The organism is Parasphingomonas caseinilytica, assembly GCF_036663755.1.
GTDB lineage: Bacteria > Pseudomonadota > Alphaproteobacteria > Sphingomonadales > Sphingomonadaceae > Sphingomonas.
The window spans coordinates 97,000-112,049 of the sequence record NZ_JAXOJL010000007.1; the positions used below are offsets into that span (position 1 = coordinate 97,000).

At 65.1% G+C, this 15,050-nt stretch carries 17 protein-coding genes; 11 read left to right on the top strand and 6 right to left on the bottom strand.

Annotation, left to right across the window (positions count from 1 at the left end; genetic code table 11):
- Nucleotides 1-3: 3 nt before the first annotated feature.
- The 6 genes from U1738_RS14950 to pyrE are packed head-to-tail and all read right to left on the bottom strand — an operon-like array spanning nt 4 to nt 4,736.
- Nucleotides 4-1,077: an AI-2E family transporter gene (locus U1738_RS14950; protein ID WP_332789850.1), complete on the bottom strand. Its 1,074-nt coding sequence runs from the start codon at nt 1,075-1,077 to the stop codon at nt 4-6.
- Nucleotides 1,074-2,024, bottom strand: coding sequence for a signal peptidase I (lepB, locus tag U1738_RS14955; RefSeq protein ID WP_332789851.1), 951 nt, complete (start codon nt 2,022-2,024; stop codon nt 1,074-1,076). Before lepB ends, U1738_RS14950 begins: the two co-directional genes overlap by 4 nt.
- A 9-nt stretch (nt 2,025-2,033) precedes the next feature.
- A complete protein-coding gene (gene acpS / locus U1738_RS14960) occupies nt 2,034-2,438 on the bottom strand; it encodes a holo-ACP synthase (protein ID WP_332789852.1) in 405 nt (134 codons plus the stop codon).
- Nucleotides 2,435-3,163 (bottom strand): pyridoxine 5'-phosphate synthase, encoded by a 729-nt coding sequence (locus tag U1738_RS14965; protein ID WP_332789853.1) that lies wholly within the window; start codon nt 3,161-3,163, stop codon nt 2,435-2,437. The genes acpS and U1738_RS14965 overlap by 4 nt, the downstream gene beginning before the upstream one ends.
- Nucleotides 3,160-4,158 carry a serine hydrolase domain-containing protein gene (locus U1738_RS14970; RefSeq protein WP_332789854.1) on the bottom strand — a complete coding sequence of 333 codons (999 nt, stop codon included), beginning with the start codon at nt 4,156-4,158 and terminating at the stop codon, nt 3,160-3,162. The genes U1738_RS14965 and U1738_RS14970 overlap by 4 nt, the downstream gene beginning before the upstream one ends.
- Nucleotides 4,155-4,736: an orotate phosphoribosyltransferase gene (gene pyrE / locus U1738_RS14975; RefSeq protein ID WP_332789855.1), complete on the bottom strand. Its 582-nt coding sequence runs from the start codon at nt 4,734-4,736 to the stop codon at nt 4,155-4,157. Before pyrE ends, U1738_RS14970 begins: the two co-directional genes overlap by 4 nt.
- A 199-nt stretch (nt 4,737-4,935) precedes the next feature.
- Here pyrE and coxB point away from each other — a divergent pair, with 199 nt between their 5' ends.
- The 11 genes from coxB to U1738_RS15030 all read left to right on the top strand — a co-directional run bounded on the left by coxB (nt 4,936) and on the right by U1738_RS15030 (nt 15,021).
- Nucleotides 4,936-6,069, top strand: coding sequence for a cytochrome c oxidase subunit II (coxB, locus tag U1738_RS14980; RefSeq protein WP_332789856.1), 1,134 nt, complete (start codon nt 4,936-4,938; stop codon nt 6,067-6,069).
- Nucleotides 6,070-6,072: 3 nt separating this feature from the next.
- Nucleotides 6,073-7,737, top strand: a complete 1,665-nt coding sequence (ctaD, locus tag U1738_RS14985) for a cytochrome c oxidase subunit I (protein ID WP_332789857.1) — start codon at nt 6,073-6,075, stop codon at nt 7,735-7,737.
- A 267-nt stretch (nt 7,738-8,004) separates the two neighbouring features.
- Nucleotides 8,005-8,931: a phosphotransferase enzyme family protein gene (locus U1738_RS14990; RefSeq protein ID WP_332789858.1), complete on the top strand. Its 927-nt coding sequence runs from the start codon at nt 8,005-8,007 to the stop codon at nt 8,929-8,931.
- Nucleotides 8,932-8,995: 64 nt separating this feature from the next.
- Nucleotides 8,996-9,889 carry a heme o synthase gene (locus U1738_RS14995; RefSeq protein WP_332789859.1) on the top strand — a complete coding sequence of 298 codons (894 nt, stop codon included), beginning with the start codon at nt 8,996-8,998 and terminating at the stop codon, nt 9,887-9,889.
- A gap of 5 nt (nt 9,890-9,894) precedes the next feature.
- Complete coding sequence (locus tag U1738_RS15000; protein WP_332789860.1) at nt 9,895-10,044, top strand: cytochrome c oxidase system small membrane protein; 150 nt, start codon at nt 9,895-9,897, stop codon at nt 10,042-10,044.
- Between the two features lie 11 nt (nt 10,045-10,055).
- Nucleotides 10,056-10,589: a cytochrome c oxidase assembly protein gene (locus U1738_RS15005; RefSeq protein ID WP_332789861.1), complete on the top strand. Its 534-nt coding sequence runs from the start codon at nt 10,056-10,058 to the stop codon at nt 10,587-10,589.
- A 34-nt stretch (nt 10,590-10,623) separates the two neighbouring features.
- A complete protein-coding gene (locus tag U1738_RS15010; RefSeq protein ID WP_332789862.1) occupies nt 10,624-11,547 on the top strand; it encodes a cytochrome c oxidase subunit 3 in 924 nt (307 codons plus the stop codon).
- 68 nt (nt 11,548-11,615) lie between these two features.
- Nucleotides 11,616-11,972, top strand: coding sequence for a DUF983 domain-containing protein (locus tag U1738_RS15015; RefSeq protein ID WP_332789981.1), 357 nt, complete (start codon nt 11,616-11,618; stop codon nt 11,970-11,972).
- A 4-nt stretch (nt 11,973-11,976) separates the two neighbouring features.
- Nucleotides 11,977-12,612, top strand: a complete 636-nt coding sequence (locus tag U1738_RS15020; RefSeq protein WP_332789863.1) for an SURF1 family protein — start codon at nt 11,977-11,979, stop codon at nt 12,610-12,612.
- 145 nt (nt 12,613-12,757) lie between these two features.
- Complete coding sequence (gene thrC / locus U1738_RS15025; protein WP_332789864.1) at nt 12,758-14,155, top strand: threonine synthase; 1,398 nt, start codon at nt 12,758-12,760, stop codon at nt 14,153-14,155.
- Nucleotides 14,152-15,021, top strand: a complete 870-nt coding sequence (locus U1738_RS15030) for a class I SAM-dependent methyltransferase (RefSeq protein WP_332789865.1) — start codon at nt 14,152-14,154, stop codon at nt 15,019-15,021. Before thrC ends, U1738_RS15030 begins: the two co-directional genes overlap by 4 nt.
- The last annotated feature ends 29 nt before the right edge of the window (nt 15,022-15,050 follow it).

Genomic DNA, 15,050 nt, shown 5'->3' on the forward strand with positions numbered 1-15,050 from the left:
GGGTCATGCGACGGCGGTCTCGTCTTCCTCGGCGCGCTCCGAACTGCGTTCCATCGCGACCTTGATCATCGCGGTCATCGGATCGGCCAGCGCCAACCCGAGAATGCCGAACAAGGTGCTCGCCAGAATCTGCGCGCCGAGCGTCAGCGCCGGGGGCAGATCGACGGTCTTCTTGGCGACCATCGGGATTACGACATAACCGTCGAACGTCTGCACGACGAAATAGGTCGCCAGCGCGGCGATGCCGGTATCCGCGCCGGCACTGAAGCCCACCGCCGTCATCAGCACGCCGGTGATGAATGCGCCGACATTGGGGATGAAGGCGAGGATCGCGGCGATGATGCCGAGCACCAGCGCCATCGGCACGCCGAAGAACCACAGGATCAGGAACGTCAGCACGCCCTCGAGCGCCATGCCCAGCAGACGCCCGGCGAGCAGGCGACGCATCGTCACGCCCATGCGCTGCATCGTCAGCGCGAATTCGGCGCGATTGGCTTGCGGGATCATCCATTGCAGCCCGCGATCGTAAAGCCGCGGCTCCATCGCGATGAACAGGCCGAGGACGAGGATCATGAACAGGCTGGTCAACGCTCCGAGCGCGATGCCGAGATAGGAACCGATCTTGCCGACCGAGCCCAACGCCTGCTGCGCGATGCTGCTGAGGTCCGATTTGCCCGGCATGATGCCCATACTGGACAGCCAGCCCGACACCTTGTCGAACTGCCCCTCCAGCGTGGCGCGAAGCTGGGTGAATTGCTGCGCGACCTGCACACCGGTGAGGTAAAAGGTGCCGAGCAGGAAGGCGACCGTCAGCAGGACGACGATCGTCAACCGCCAGCCGCGCCCGATCTTCAGCACCTTGCCGAGCAGGCGCACGCCGCCGTCGAGCATCGCGGCGAAGACCAGGCCGGCGAAGATGATCAGCAACGGCTGGACGAGCAGCACGACCAAAGCGATCGCACAGGCGATGCCGAACCACACGCTGGCCTTCTTGATCTCAGCGCGGACGGCGGGATCGCGAACCTCGTTGGGGCTGGCGCCCGAGATCACTTGCACCTTCTCGTCGGCTGAATTCACTTCGCGGTCTCCTGCGGATGCAGCGAATTGCCCGCGCGCCCGGAGCGCAGAGCGCCCCACCAGGTCAGCGGGTTCCACGATGCGGTGCCGTCCAGCGAGAAGGTGATGAATTCGGCGCGCCCGCCAACATATTCCCACGGCACCGCGCCGCCGAGGCCGAGATCCGGCTCACCGAGCGGGAAGCGGCTGTCGGAGCTGCGATCGCGATTGTCGCCCATCAGGAAGACATGGCCGGCGGGAATGGTGATCGGCCCGTAATTGTCGCCGGGGCTGTAACCGAGCTCGACCGTGTCGTAGCGGCGCCCGTTCGGCAGTGTCTCGGTGACGATCGGCAGGCGGCAATATTGCTGGCCGTCGGCGGCGGTTTCCAGCGCACCGGGATATTCGTTGTCGGTGCACGGCAAGTTGGTATCGACCGGCACCAGCACGTCGTGGATCGGGCCGCGCCGCACCGCCTTGCCGTTGATGTAGAGTACCCCGCCGCGCACCTGCAACCGGTCTCCGGGCAGGCCGATCAGGCGTTTGATGTAATCGGTGTTGCGGCCCGGCGGGGTCACGATCACCACGTCGCCGCGGATCGGCAGGCGGCCGAACAGCCGGCCGTGCACGAACGGCAATTGCACGCCCCAGCTTTCCTCCGGCTGGTGCAGCACGAGGCTACGGAAGATCGCCGCCGGATTGGGAATGGTCGGCGAGATGAACGACCAGCCGTAGGGATATTTCGTCACCACCAGCCGATCGCCGGTTCGCAGGATCGGCATCATCGATTCGGACGGGATGTAGAACGGCTTGGCGATAAAGCTGTGGAAGCCGAGCACGGCGAGGATCAGCCACAGGATGCCCTTCACCTCTTCCCACCACACCGATTTCGTCTGGGCAGGGGTGGGCGCGGGTCCGGTCTTTGTGACCGTTTCGGGTTCGCCCGGCACCGGAGTCTCGGCCGTCATTCGGTATCCTCAGTAACTCGGGATGGCCTCGATGATCACGAAGGCCTGCGCCCAGGGATGATCGTCGGTCATCGTCAGATGTACCCGAGCGGCGTGGCCGTCCGGTATCAGCGCGTCAAGCCTCGCCTTGGCCCCGCCGGTCAGCAGCAAGGTCGGCGCGCCGGACTTCGCATTGATGACGCCGATGTCCTTCATGAACACGCCGGCCTTGAAGCCGGTGCCGACCGCCTTGGAAAACGCCTCCTTGGCGGCGAAGCGCTTGGCCAGCGTGCCCGCCTTGGTGAACGGCCGCCGCGCGGCCTTGGCGCGTTCGGTTTCGGTGAAGACGCGGTTCTCGAACCGCTCGCCGAACCGATCGAGCGACGCCTGAATGCGCTCGATATTGCACAGATCGGAACCGAGACCGATGATCACCGCGCCACATCCATCGCGGCGCGCATCAGCCGCACCGCCTCACCCAGCCCGACGAACATCGCCTCGCCGATCAGGAAATGGCCGATGTTCAATTCGCGCACCTGCGGAATCGCCGCGATCGGCGCAACATTGTCGTACGTCAGGCCGTGCCCCGCATGCACCTCGATGCCGTTCTTCGCCGCCAGCGCGGCGGCATCGGCGAGGCGGCGAAGCTCGTCCGCGCGCGCTGCCCCGTCCAGTTCGGCATAACGCCCGGTGTGCAGTTCGACCACCGGCGCGCCGAGCCGCAGCGCGGCCTCGATCTGCCGCGCGTCCGGTTCGATGAACAGCGAGACGCGGATGTTCGCCGCCTTCAATTCACCGACCAACGGCGCGAGGCGATCGTGCAACCCGGCCGCGTCCAGACCGCCTTCGGTGGTCAGTTCCTCGCGCTTTTCCGGCACGATGCACGCGGCATGCGGGCGGTGGCGCAGCGCGATGGCGAGCATCTCGTCGGTCGCCGCCATCTCCAGGTTAAGCGGGATCGTCAGTTGGTCGGACAGGCGCGCGATATCATCGTCGGTGATGTGCCGCCGATCCTCGCGCAGATGCGCGGTGATCCCGTCCGCCCCCGCCTGCGCCGCCAGCAACGCCGCCCGCACCGGATCGGGATAGCCCGCCCCACGCGCATTGCGCACCGTGGCGACGTGATCGATGTTGACGCCGAGGCGGAGGTGATCGGTCATGAACATGCCGCCGCCGAGAGGAGGTCATAGACGAAACCCTTGGCTTCCCAGACCTCGCCCATCTGGAAATCTTCCGAACTGCGGTTGGTGAAGACGATCACAACCAGATCGTCATCGGGAAAGATGAAGTTGCGTGCTTGAACGCCGTAGATTTCGCCATCGCGCTGAACGATCCGCTTGGGTGCTACGCAACCCTTGAGCTTTCCGGGAAACACCCACTGGCCGAGCGCCTGATAACTACCCTTGCCCTCCGGCGTCCATAACGCGTCGCGCGCAAATGGTGGGAGCAGCCTGCCTGTCATCAAGGACCGGTCGAATGCGAAGACCGCTTGCGCCGTGCCCATCAAACCGCCGGCCGCACCCCAGCTGGCGAGTTCGAATGCCGGATCAAGCTTGCCGCCGACAAAGCCCGGCACGCCCTTTTCGCCAGTGCGCGCCATCGCCATTCCTTTCGGCCAACGCGCCTCGATCGGATGCTGCGCAACGATCCTCGCCAGTTCGCCGAGCAGGATGTAATCGCAATTATTATATTTGAACGGCGCGATGCGTGCACCGACCGAATAACAATAAGAGACGTCTGGAGTGACACCGGCATAGAAGGACGGCACGCCGACGGCGTTCTGAGGCGTGTCATCCGGGTTTGCCACGCCGCTTTGATGAGTCAGCAACATGCGCGGCGTCGCACCAACGAACGGAGCGTCGACCACCCAGGGATAATTCTGGTCCAACGTCAGCTTTCCGCTCGCAACGTCCTGCATGACCAGCGCCGCCGTCACCTGTTTTGTGATCGAAGCCAGCCGCCAGCGTTCGCGCGGCTTGTGGCTCGCGCCGCCGCTCGGCTTGATCGTGCCATAGCCCTTATCGATCAACACCTTGTTACCGCGCGCCACCAGCACTTCGCCGGCCAGCTTGTACCGCACGGCGACCTCATCGACCGTTTCGGCAGCGGCAGGCGTCGCGATCAGAACCAGTCCAGCGAGGAAAAGCCCCTTCACGCCGCCCGACTCCCCGGCTTGATCGCGGGGATCGCCTCGAGTTCGGGCGGCAGCGCATCGGCGGCGTAGGTCGGCACGTCGAGCCGGATCAGCGGGAAGAACGGGACGCCGAGGTCCGCCTTGCCCGACGAGCGATCAACCAATGCGCCGGCCGCGACCGTGTCGCCTCCGGCGCGGGCGATCGCGGCGATCGCCTCGCGCGAGGACAGGCCGGTCGTCACCACGTCCTCCATCATGAACACGCGCGCGCCCGGTTCCAGCCGGAAGCCACGCCGCAGCTCGAACACCCCCTCGGGCCGTTCGAGGAACATCGCCTCGACGCCCAGCGCGCGGCCCATTTCATGCCCGGCGATCACCCCGCCCATCGCGGGCGAGACGACCGCCTGGATCGCACCGCGAACGTCGGCGGGCAGGCGCGCGACGAGCGCCTCGGCCAGGCGTGCGCCCCGCGCCGGATCCATCAGCACGCGCGCGCACTGCAAATATCGGGGGGAGCGCAGCCCGGACGAAAGGATGAAATGCCCCTCCAGCAGCGCCTCGGCCGCGCGGAATTCGTCCAGAACCTCGTCTTCCGTCATCCGCGCACCATGCCTTTCGCGCGCCAAATAGGGCCGCGTGCCCCCCAAGTGCAACGTCCACCACAAAAAACTCCGCGCATGGCGCTTGAGGGATAGAGGCCGCGCGCGTATAGGCGCGGGTCAAACGGGTGGAATCCTGCCCAGTGCTGCGCCGTGCAATGTCGCAGCACCATCGCCAGGGGTGACGACACATATGCGCATGACGGGGTTCAAATCGATCGCACTGGCAGCCGGGCTGCTGGTGGCTGGCGCGGGCTATGCCGCGGCGCCGCCCGCCGCACCCACCGCGCCGGCCGTAACCGCGCCGGCGCCCGCCACGGTCGCTCCGGTGGCGGCGACTCCCGCCGCTGCGCCCGCATCCGCCAGCCTGGCCCTGGCGCAGGACGGTGCCTATGCGATCGCCCCGACCGCCGGCGTCGGCCAGCCGGTGAACGGCCATTACGGCATCCAGCCGCAGGTGACCAAAAACGGCGAACGCGCGCATCATTTCCATGATGCGATCCTCGTGCCCGTCATCACCGTCGTCTCGCTGTTCGTTCTCGGGCTGCTGTTCTGGGTGGTGTATCGCTACCGCGCGGCGAAGAATGCCGTGCCGTCCAAGACCAGCCACAACACCGCGATCGAGATCGTCTGGACGCTGGCCCCGGTGCTGATCCTAGTGCTGCTCGCGGTGCCGTCGATCGGCCTGCTGCAGGCGCAGTTCAAACCCGCGCCGGCCAACGCCATCACGCTGAAGGCGATCGGCAACCAATGGTATTGGTCGTATCAATATCCTGACAATGGCGGCTTCGAGATCACCGCCAATTTGCTGAAGGAAAAGAGCGAAGTGCCGGCCGGCACGCGCTTCCGCACCGATGCGGACGGTCCGCGCCTGCTCGCCGCCGACAACCGCATCGTCCTGCCGGTCGGCGTGCCGATCCGCCTGATCACCACCGCCAACGACGTGATCCACAGCTGGGCGGTCCCCGCCTTCTGGATCAAGCTGGACGCGGTGCCGGGTCGCCTGAACGAGACGAGCTTCACGATCGAGAAGCCGGGCGTCTATTTCGGCCAGTGCAGCGAACTCTGCGGCGCGCGCCACGGCTATATGCCGATCGCGGTCGAGGCCGTTCCGCTCGCGCAGTTCAATGCCTGGGTGCTGGCCAAGGGCGGATCGGTCAAGGGCGCCAAGCCCTCAACCGCACCCGCCGCGCTGACCCCGCAGGCCGCCGGAGCCGCCGCGGCGCCGGCCAGCAACACCACCGACGGCGCGGTCGAGAACGCGACCGCCGTCGCTCCTGCCACCACCCAGGGCGCGACGGGCAACCCCGCCGGCGCCGGCACGGGACAGTAAGCCATGACCGATACCGCCATCCACTCGTCCGCGTTCACGGCCCACGGCCATGACGATCATGCGCACGATACCGAACACAAGCCGGCGTTCTTCGCCCGCTGGTTCATGTCGACCAACCACAAGGACATCGGCACGCTGTACCTGATCTTCGCGATCATCGCGGGGATCATCGGCGGCTCGGTCTCCGGCCTGATGCGCGCCGAACTGGCGCATCCGGGCATCCAGTACCTTCAGGGCTGGGCCTCGATGCTGCACGGTGGCCCGGCCAGCCTCGACGAATCGCTCCACCTCTGGAACGTCCTCGTCACCGCGCACGGCCTGATCATGGTGTTCTTCATGGTCATGCCGGCGATGATCGGCGGCTTCGGCAACTGGTTCGTCCCGATCATGATCGGCGCGCCGGACATGGCCTTCCCGCGCATGAACAACATTTCGTTCTGGCTGCTGGTCCCCGCTTTCTCGCTGCTGCTCGCTTCGCCGTTCTTCGGTGGCGCAGGTAACGGCTGGACGCTCTACGCACCGCTCTCCACTTATGGCGAGCCGGGGCCGTCGACCGACATGGCGATCCTGTCGCTGCATCTGGCCGGCGCATCGTCGATCCTGGGCGCGATCAACTTCATCACCACGATCTTCAACATGCGCGCACCGGGCATGACGCTGCACAAGATGCCGCTGTTCGTCTGGTCGGTGCTGGTCACCGCATTCCTGCTGCTGCTGGCGCTGCCGGTGCTGGCCGCGGCGATCACCATGCTGCTGACCGATCGCAACTTCGGCACCACTTTCTTCGATCCTTCGGGCGGTGGCGATCCGATCCTCTACCAGCATCTGTTCTGGTTCTTCGGCCATCCCGAAGTGTACATCATGATCCTGCCGGGCTTCGGCATCGTCAGCCACATCATCTCGACCTTCTCGAAGAAGCCGGTGTTCGGCTATCTCGGCATGGCCTATGCCATGGTCGCGATCGGCGTGGTCGGGTTCGTCGTGTGGGCACACCACATGTTTACGACCGGTCTGAGCGTGAACACCAAGATGTACTTCACCGCCGCGACGATGGTGATCGCGGTGCCGACCGGCATCAAGATCTTCTCGTGGATCGCGACGATGTGGGGCGGATCGATGAGCTTCAAGACCCCGATGGTCTGGGCGATCGGCTTCATCTTCATGTTCACCGTCGGCGGCGTGACCGGCGTCGTGCTCGCGAACGGTGGCGTCGACGATTACATGCAGGACACGTATTACGTGGTGGCGCATTTCCACTATGTGCTGTCGCTGGGTGCGGTCTTCTCGCTGTTCGCCGGGTTCTATTATTGGTTCCCGAAGATGACGGGCAAGATGTACAACGAGTTCCTCGGCCAGCTGCACTTCTGGGTGTTCTTCATCGGCGTGAACGTGATGTTCTTCCCGATGCACTTCCTGGGGCTGCAGGGCCAGCCGCGCCGCATGCCCGATTACACCGATGGGTTGGCGCACTGGAACTATGTCGCCACGGTCGGCTACATGATCATGGCCGCGGGTATGGTGGTGTTCTTCGTCAACCTGTTCTGGTCGCTGCTTGCGGGCAAGAAGGCCCCCGACAATCCCTGGGGCGAAGGTGCGACGACGCTGGAATGGACCCTGTCCTCCCCGCCGCCGTTCCACCAGTTCGAGACCCTGCCGCGGATCGATTGAGCCGGAGCGAGGCGCGCACGCTGCGCGCCGGTGGCCCCGCCGGGGCCACGCGAACGGCCGGCCAGCCTGACGCAGTCAGGACTGACGATGCGGGGCCGCCCCCGCATCGCGCCAAGCAAAAAAACGCCCCGGTGATGAGCCGGGGCGTTTTTTCGTTGGAAGCGACAATCAACGCTTGCCATCGTTCCGCAATAGACATCGACGCTGAAACGCAGCATCCGGTTGGCCGTCTTCCATTCCTTGGACTTACCCGGCTATCCTGACGGGATGGACCAGCATACCGCGATCACAGCCTTTCCTTTCGAGCATCCGGCCGCGCCCGTCTCGTTATATGAATACGCCCCCGTCTTGCGAATCCGCGATCGGCGCGGCGATTGGGTTCTGAAAAGAACCGGGCTGGCGCATTCAAGCGGTGTGGCTATTGGTCGATGGCTAACCGCGCTTCGCCAACTCGGTGTGCGCATAGTGGCTCCGGCACCACATCTTTCCCCCAATCCGCGCCAACTCGACGATGGCAAGGAATGGGTCGTCTACCCATTCGTCGAGGGCACCGGCTATCACGCATTTGACGACGAAATTGCGTATGCGGGCAGACTGCTTGGTCAGATGCATGCGGCCGACCTGCCGGAAACTAATGATCTTCTGACGTATGATCGGCCGGTAGTTCACGCATTAGAATGGACCGAAAAGCATCTTGCCTCGGCCATGTCGGCAATGCGGGACTACGGCTTCGAGGCTTCCCGACTTGAAGTACTGACCGCTCAAAGGATAGGCGTTGCAACCACGGTGGAGGGCCTTCCGCTGGCGGGATGCAGCTTCGACTTCAAAGCCTCGAATCTCGTTTTCGGGCCGGAGCCAACACTTGTAGATCCCGACCATGCCGCACGAATGCCCCGCCTGTATGACCTTGCGGTGGCCCTGTTGCTATTCCACTGCGATTTACCTTCAGCACCGGATCGCGTCTGGACGGACAGGCAATGGCACATCTTCGTGGAAGCCTATCGTGAGAAGGTGACGCTTGCGCCTATCGAAATCGAAAGCTGGAGCGCGGTTCTTAATCTTGCATGGCTGGATCAGGCTGTCTGGCTTTTGGGAAACTGGCCCGAGGGTTGGGCCAACCAGAAGGAACGCCAATATCTGCTCGATCTCGCGACCCTCGACCTGAACCGTTTCACCATCGCGACAGCCGCATAGCGATGGGTTCTGTCCACCTCCCCGCTTTCCCCGGCCCGCTCAACAGCCTATAGCGCCCGCAATCATGGCCGCGACGACTCTCCCCCTGCCCGCCGACTGGCGCGATTTCCTGGCGCTGACGAAGCCGCGCGTGATGACGCTCGTGGTGTTCACCGGGCTGTGCGGGATGCTTGCGGCCCCCGTCACGATCGATCCCGTTTTGGGCTTCACCGCGATCCTGTGCATCGCATTGGGCGCGGGCGCGGCAGGCGCGCTGAACCAATGGTATGAGGCGGATATCGACGCCAAGATGAAGCGCACGCAAGGCCGCCCGCTGCCCGCCGGGCGGATGGAGCGCGGATCGGCGCTGCATTTCGGGGTCGGGCTGGCGGCGTTCTCGGTCATCCTGCTCGGGCTGGCCACCAATGTGCTCGCCGCCGCCATCCTCACCGTCTCGATCCTGTTCTACGTGCTGGTCTACACCGTGTGGCTGAAGCGCCGCACGCCGCAGAACATCGTCATCGGCGGGGCGGCGGGTGCGTTTCCACCGTTGATCGGCTGGGCCGCGGCGACCGGCGATATCGCGACGTTGCCGGTGCTGCTGTTCGTCCTCGTCTTCCTGTGGACGCCGCCGCATTTCTGGGCGCTCGCGCTGTTCATGAAGACCGATTACGCCGCCGCCGGCGTGCCGATGCTGCCCGTCGTGGCGGGTGAGCGCGCGACGCGGACGCAGATCGGGCTGTACACGATCCCGATGGCCGCCGCGGCGATCGCGCCGTGGGCGCTGGGGCTGACCGGTGCGATCTATGGCTGGGTCGCGATGGTGACGACGGCGCTGTTCGGCCTGATGGCGGCGCAGGTCGCGGCGCGGCGCACGCAGGTGGGCGACACGATGCGCCCGGAGAAGCGCCTGTTCGCCTATTCGATCCTGTACCTCTTCATTCTGTTCGGCGCGCTGGTCGCCGACCATTGGATCTGACGCTCATGCCGAACGACCCCATCCAAAGCGAAACCGACCTGATCCGCGCCCGCCAGCGCAGCCGTGCGATCGTGATGGCGGCGATCCTCGGCGCGTTCGTCATCCTCGTCTTCGCGATCAGCATCGCCAAGATCAAGGCGGGGATGCCGCATTGAGCGCCGCAAGGTTGACTGGCACGAACCGCACCGCCTTGTTCGCGGTGCTGGGCATCTGTTTCATGACCGGGCTCGCCTGGGCCAGCGTGCCGCTGTACCGCTTGTTCTGCCAGGCGACGGGCCTGAACGGCACGACGCAGCGCGGGCTTGCCGCGCCGGGCGCGGTGGACGGCAAGATCCGCATCGATTTCGACACCAATGTCAGCCCGAAGCTGCCGTGGAAGTTCGAGCCGGAGAATCCATCCGAAACCGTCGATATCGGCGCACGCGACATGGTGTTCTTCACCGCGACGAACACCTCTGCCAAACCGATCACCGGCACCGCCACGTTCAACGTGACGCCGGCGCAGGCGGGCAAATATTTCACCAAGATCCAATGCTTCTGCTTCACCCAGCAGACGCTGAAACCGGGCGAGACGGCACGCATGCCGGTGATCTTCTTCGTCGATCCGAAGATCATGGCGGACCCGGATGCGAAGGATATCCGCACGATCACGCTCAGTTACACGTTTTACCCGGTGGATTCCGGCAAAGCAGCAAGCTAGAGCGGGTACAAACAGGCTAAACAGGGGACCGACCATGGCCGGCGCCAAGAACCACGATTACCATATTCTCGCGCCCGATCCGTGGCCGATCATCGGCTCGTTCTCGGCCCTCGCCATGGCGGCGGGTGGCATCATGTGGATGCATGGCGGGCATGTCGGCCATCCCAATGGCGGCGGCGTGGTGTTCTTCCTCGGCCTGCTCGGCGTGCTGACCACCATGTTCTGCTGGTGGGGCAACGTGATCAAGGAAGCGCATGCCGGCGATCATACGCCGGTCGTGCAGCTGCATCTGCGCTACGGCATGATCCTGTTCATCGCCTCCGAGGTTATGTTCTTCGTCGGCTGGTTCTGGGCGTTCTTCGATTTCTCGCTGTTTCCGGCACCGGTCGAACTGGCCGCCGGCGTGCCAGGCCTGATCGCCGATGCCGCCAAGGGTGCGGCGACGTGGCCGCCCAAGGGCCTGGAGGTGATCGACGCCTTCAAGTTCCCGCTGCTCAACACGCTGATCCTGCTGACCAGCGGCACCACCGTCACCTGGGCGCACCACGCCCTGATCCATGGCCAGCGCGGCGGCGAGAAGACCGGCCTCTGGGGCCTGATCGGCGTCGGCAACAAGGATGGCGTGCTGAAGGGCCTGTGGCTGACGATCGTGCTCGGCATCCTGTTCAGCTCGATCCAGGCCTATGAATATTCGGAGGCACCGTTCCCGTTCAAGGGCATCAATTACGGCGCGTCCTTCTTCATGGCGACGGGCTTCCACGGCTTCCACGTGCTGATCGGCACGATCTTCCTGATCGTCTGCCTGGTGCGCGCCTATAAGGGCGATTTCACCCCGAAGCAGCATTTCGGCTTCGAGGCAGCAGCCTGGTACTGGCACTTCGTCGACGTGGTGTGGCTGTTCCTGTTCGTCACGATCTACGTCTGGGGCGGCTGGGGCGCGCCGGTCCACGGCGGTTGACCGATCCCGTGCGGGCCGAGGCGGAAACGCCGCCCCGGCCCGCATCCCCTACCCCCTCACCCACACCGATGCAGGTGGCATTGGGTGCGCTCTGCCCGCGCTGCGGCGCCAAGACCCTGTTCGACGGGTTCGCGACTTTCGCCCCGAAATGTTCGAACTGCGGCCTCGATTTCAACAGCTTCAACGTCGGCGATGGCCCGGCGGCGTTTCTGACGCTGATCCTCGGCGCGATCGTCACCGCGCTGGCGATCGCGCTCGAACTCACGCTGCACCCGCCGCTGTGGCTGCACATGCTGATCTGGATCCCGGTAACGGCGGCAGGCGTGGTCGTGTCGCTACGCGCCGCGAAGGGAGCGCTGATCGCCGCCGAATATCGCAACGCCGCGCGCGAGGGCCGGATCAGCGACGTTCCGGACGAGGGCTGAAGGCATGAAACGTGTACCGGTGATCGCGACGATCGTCGTCGCTCTGGCCATCGCGACGATGATCGCGCTGGGCATCTGGCAATTGCAGCGCAAGGCCGAGAAGGAGGCGTTGCTCGTCCAATATGCCGCCAATATCACGCGCCCGCCGATCGCCTTCCCGTCCATCCCGGTCGACGACGCTTTGCTATTCCGCAAGGCGAGCGGGATGTGCCTGGAGCCGGTGACATGGCGCGAGCGCTCCGGTCGCAACTCCAAGGGCGGCTCGGGCTGGCGTCAGATCGCGCAATGCCGCACTGGCGCCGAGGGGCCTGGGATGACGGTGCAGATCGGCGTCGCGCGCGCGGCGGGTGGCAAGCCGGCGTGGAAGGGCGGCGAGGTGCATGGCTATATCACGCACGCGCCCGACGATCAGCCGCTGATCATGTCCCTCATCGGCGAGGCGCGACCCAAGACGTTGATGCTGGTCAGCGACGCGCCAGCCGCCGGGCTGGACGCCAATCCGGGGCCGGACCTGTCGGCGGTGCCGAACAATCATCTGGCTTATGCGGTGCAATGGTTCATTTTCGCCGCGTTGGCGGGGATCATCTATGTGCTGGCTCTGCGGCGGCGGGTGACATCTCCACCGAAACCGTCATCCTGAACTCGTTTCAGGATCCAGGCGCGATCGGATGCCATATGGATATCGTCTATTCCGGGCAAATGACCGCGCCTGGATGCTGAAACAAGTTCAGCATGACGGGCTTGCAGTTGCCGAGTCGGCCACCGCCCGCTAGTCGCCACAGCCTATGCGCTACGTAAGCACCAGGGGCGATGCGCCCGTTCTCGATTTCCAGCAGGTCACGCTGGCCGGCCTCGCCAGCGATGGCGGGCTTTACCTGCCCGAGGCATGGCCGACGCTGAGCCGCGAGCAGATCGCCGCGCTGCAAGGCCTGTCCTATGTCGATACCGCCGTCGAGGTCATGGCGCCGTTCGTTGCGGGCAGCCTCACCCGTGAAGACCTGAAGGCGCTGTGCACGCAAGCTTATGGCCGGTTCAGCCACGCCGCGGTCACGCCATTGGTCCAGCTCGACGGACAGCATTGGCTGCTCGAACTGTTCCATGGCCCGACCCTGGCGTTCAAGGATGTGGCGCTGCAGTTCCTCGGCCTGCTGTTCGAACGCTTCCTGACCGGCAGCGACAAGCACCTTACCGTCGTCGGCGCGACATCGGGCGACACCGGATCGGCGGCGATCGACGCGTTGGCCGGGCGCGCGGGCGTGGATGTTTTCATGCTCCATCCGAAGGGTCGCGTGTCGGACGTGCAGCGGCGGCAGATGACCACGGTGCTGGCACCCAACATCCACAACATCGCGATCGACGGCAGCTTCGACGATGCGCAGGCGCTGGTGAAGGCGATGTTCAATTCGCCGGAGTTCAGCGGCAAATTCACCCTGTCCGCGGTCAATTCGATCAACTGGGCGCGGCTGATGGCGCAGGTGGTCTATTACTTCTACGCCGCCGTGCGTCTCGGCGCGCCTGAGCGGCCGGTGGCGTTCTCGGTGCCGACGGGCAATTTCGGCGACGTGTTCGCCGGCTATGTCGCGGCGAAGATGGGGTTGCCGATCGCCAAGCTGATCGTGGCGACCAACGTCAACGACATCCTGCACCGTGCGCTGTCCGAGGGCGATTATTCGCAAGGCACGGTGGTGCCGACCCCTTCCCCGTCGATGGACATTCAGGTGTCGAGCAATTTCGAGCGGCTGTTGTTCGATCTCGGCGGGCGGGATGGCGCGGCGCTGGCGGCGCAGATGAAGGGCTTCGAGGCTTCGAAGGCGATGCGGCTGACCAATGCGCAGCGGGCGGGCGCGGAACCCTTGTTCGCCAGCGACCGGATTGATCTCGACGATATGGCGCTCGCCATGCGCTGGGCCTGCGATTCCGCCGGCGAGGTGATCGACCCGCACACCGCGATCGCTCTGGCCGCCGCGCGGCGGATCGACCTCGGAGACGTGCCGATCGTCACGCTGGCGACCGCACATCCGGCCAAGTTCCGCGACGCCGTCGAACGCTCGACCGGCGCGCGTCCCACCCTGCCCGCACGGATCGGCGACCTGTTCGAGCGCGAGGAACGCTATGACAGCCTGCCCGGCACGTTCGAGGCGGTGACGGCCTATATCGGCGAGCGCGCCACCCCATCGGCATGAACCTCGAAACCCTGATCGGCGAACCCTGGGCGGATTATGGCCTGATCGATTCGGGCCATGGCCGGAAGCTGGAACGCTATGGCCGCTTCCGCTTCATTCGCCCCGAGGCGCAGGCACTATGGGCACCCGCCAAACCGGACTGGAAGGCGCATGGCGAATTCGTGCCCGGATCGGACGAGGATGGCGGCGGACGCTGGGAGTTCAGCGAAACGGTGCCGCGCGAAGGTTGGGCGCTGAAATGGGACGATGTGTCGTTCACCGCCAACAACACGCCGTTCCGTCATCTGGGTTTCTTCCCTGACATGGCACCGGTGTGGAGCTGGATGCGCGAACAGGTGGCGGACAAACCCGAGCCGGAATGCATGAACCTGTTCGGCTATACCGGGGTCGGCACCTGCGCGATGGCGGCGCGGGGCGTTAAGATGGTGCATGTCGATGCTTCGAAGAAATCGGTCGAGGCGGCGCGGGCCAACGCCGCGCTCTCGGGCCTGTCCGACAAGCCGATCCGCTGGATGACCGATGACGCGACCAAGTTCGTAGCCCGCGAGGTTCGGCGGGGGCGGCGGTATGACGGCATCCTGCTCGATCCGCCGAAATATGGCCGCGGGCCGGATGGCGAGGTGTGGAAGCTGGAAGACGGCCTGCCCGGCCTGATCCAGGATTGCCGCAAGCTGCTCGACGCCGAATCGCGCTTCCTGTTCCTCACCGTCTATGCCGTACGCATGTCGGCGCTGGCGATCGGCGAATTGCTGCGCCAGACCTTCGCCGATCTGGGCGGTACGGTGGAGGCGGGCGAACTGGCGGTGCGCGAGGAAGCGCGCGGGCTGATTATGCCAACCGCGATCTGGGCCCGCTGGCACCGCTGACCTTTGCAAAGGCGCGTCGCCGGTCCTAA

Coding starts and splice junctions, on each gene's coding strand:
- lepB (WP_332789851.1), bottom strand. CDS start 2,024: ATGACGGCCGAGACTCCGGTGCCGGGCGAACCCGAAACGGTCACAAAG.
- U1738_RS14965 (WP_332789853.1), bottom strand. CDS start 3,163: ATGACCGATCACCTCCGCCTCGGCGTCAACATCGATCACGTCGCCACG.
- pyrE (WP_332789855.1), bottom strand. CDS start 4,736: ATGACGGAAGACGAGGTTCTGGACGAATTCCGCGCGGCCGAGGCGCTG.
- coxB (WP_332789856.1), top strand. CDS start 4,936: ATGACGGGGTTCAAATCGATCGCACTGGCAGCCGGGCTGCTGGTGGCT.
- ctaD (WP_332789857.1), top strand. CDS start 6,073: ATGACCGATACCGCCATCCACTCGTCCGCGTTCACGGCCCACGGCCAT.
- U1738_RS14990 (WP_332789858.1), top strand. CDS start 8,005: ATGGACCAGCATACCGCGATCACAGCCTTTCCTTTCGAGCATCCGGCC.
- U1738_RS14995 (WP_332789859.1), top strand. CDS start 8,996: ATGGCCGCGACGACTCTCCCCCTGCCCGCCGACTGGCGCGATTTCCTG.
- U1738_RS15000 (WP_332789860.1), top strand. CDS start 9,895: ATGCCGAACGACCCCATCCAAAGCGAAACCGACCTGATCCGCGCCCGC.
- U1738_RS15010 (WP_332789862.1), top strand. CDS start 10,624: ATGGCCGGCGCCAAGAACCACGATTACCATATTCTCGCGCCCGATCCG.
- U1738_RS15015 (WP_332789981.1), top strand. CDS start 11,616: ATGCAGGTGGCATTGGGTGCGCTCTGCCCGCGCTGCGGCGCCAAGACC.
- U1738_RS15020 (WP_332789863.1), top strand. CDS start 11,977: ATGAAACGTGTACCGGTGATCGCGACGATCGTCGTCGCTCTGGCCATC.
- thrC (WP_332789864.1), top strand. CDS start 12,758: ATGCGCTACGTAAGCACCAGGGGCGATGCGCCCGTTCTCGATTTCCAG.
- U1738_RS15030 (WP_332789865.1), top strand. CDS start 14,152: ATGAACCTCGAAACCCTGATCGGCGAACCCTGGGCGGATTATGGCCTG.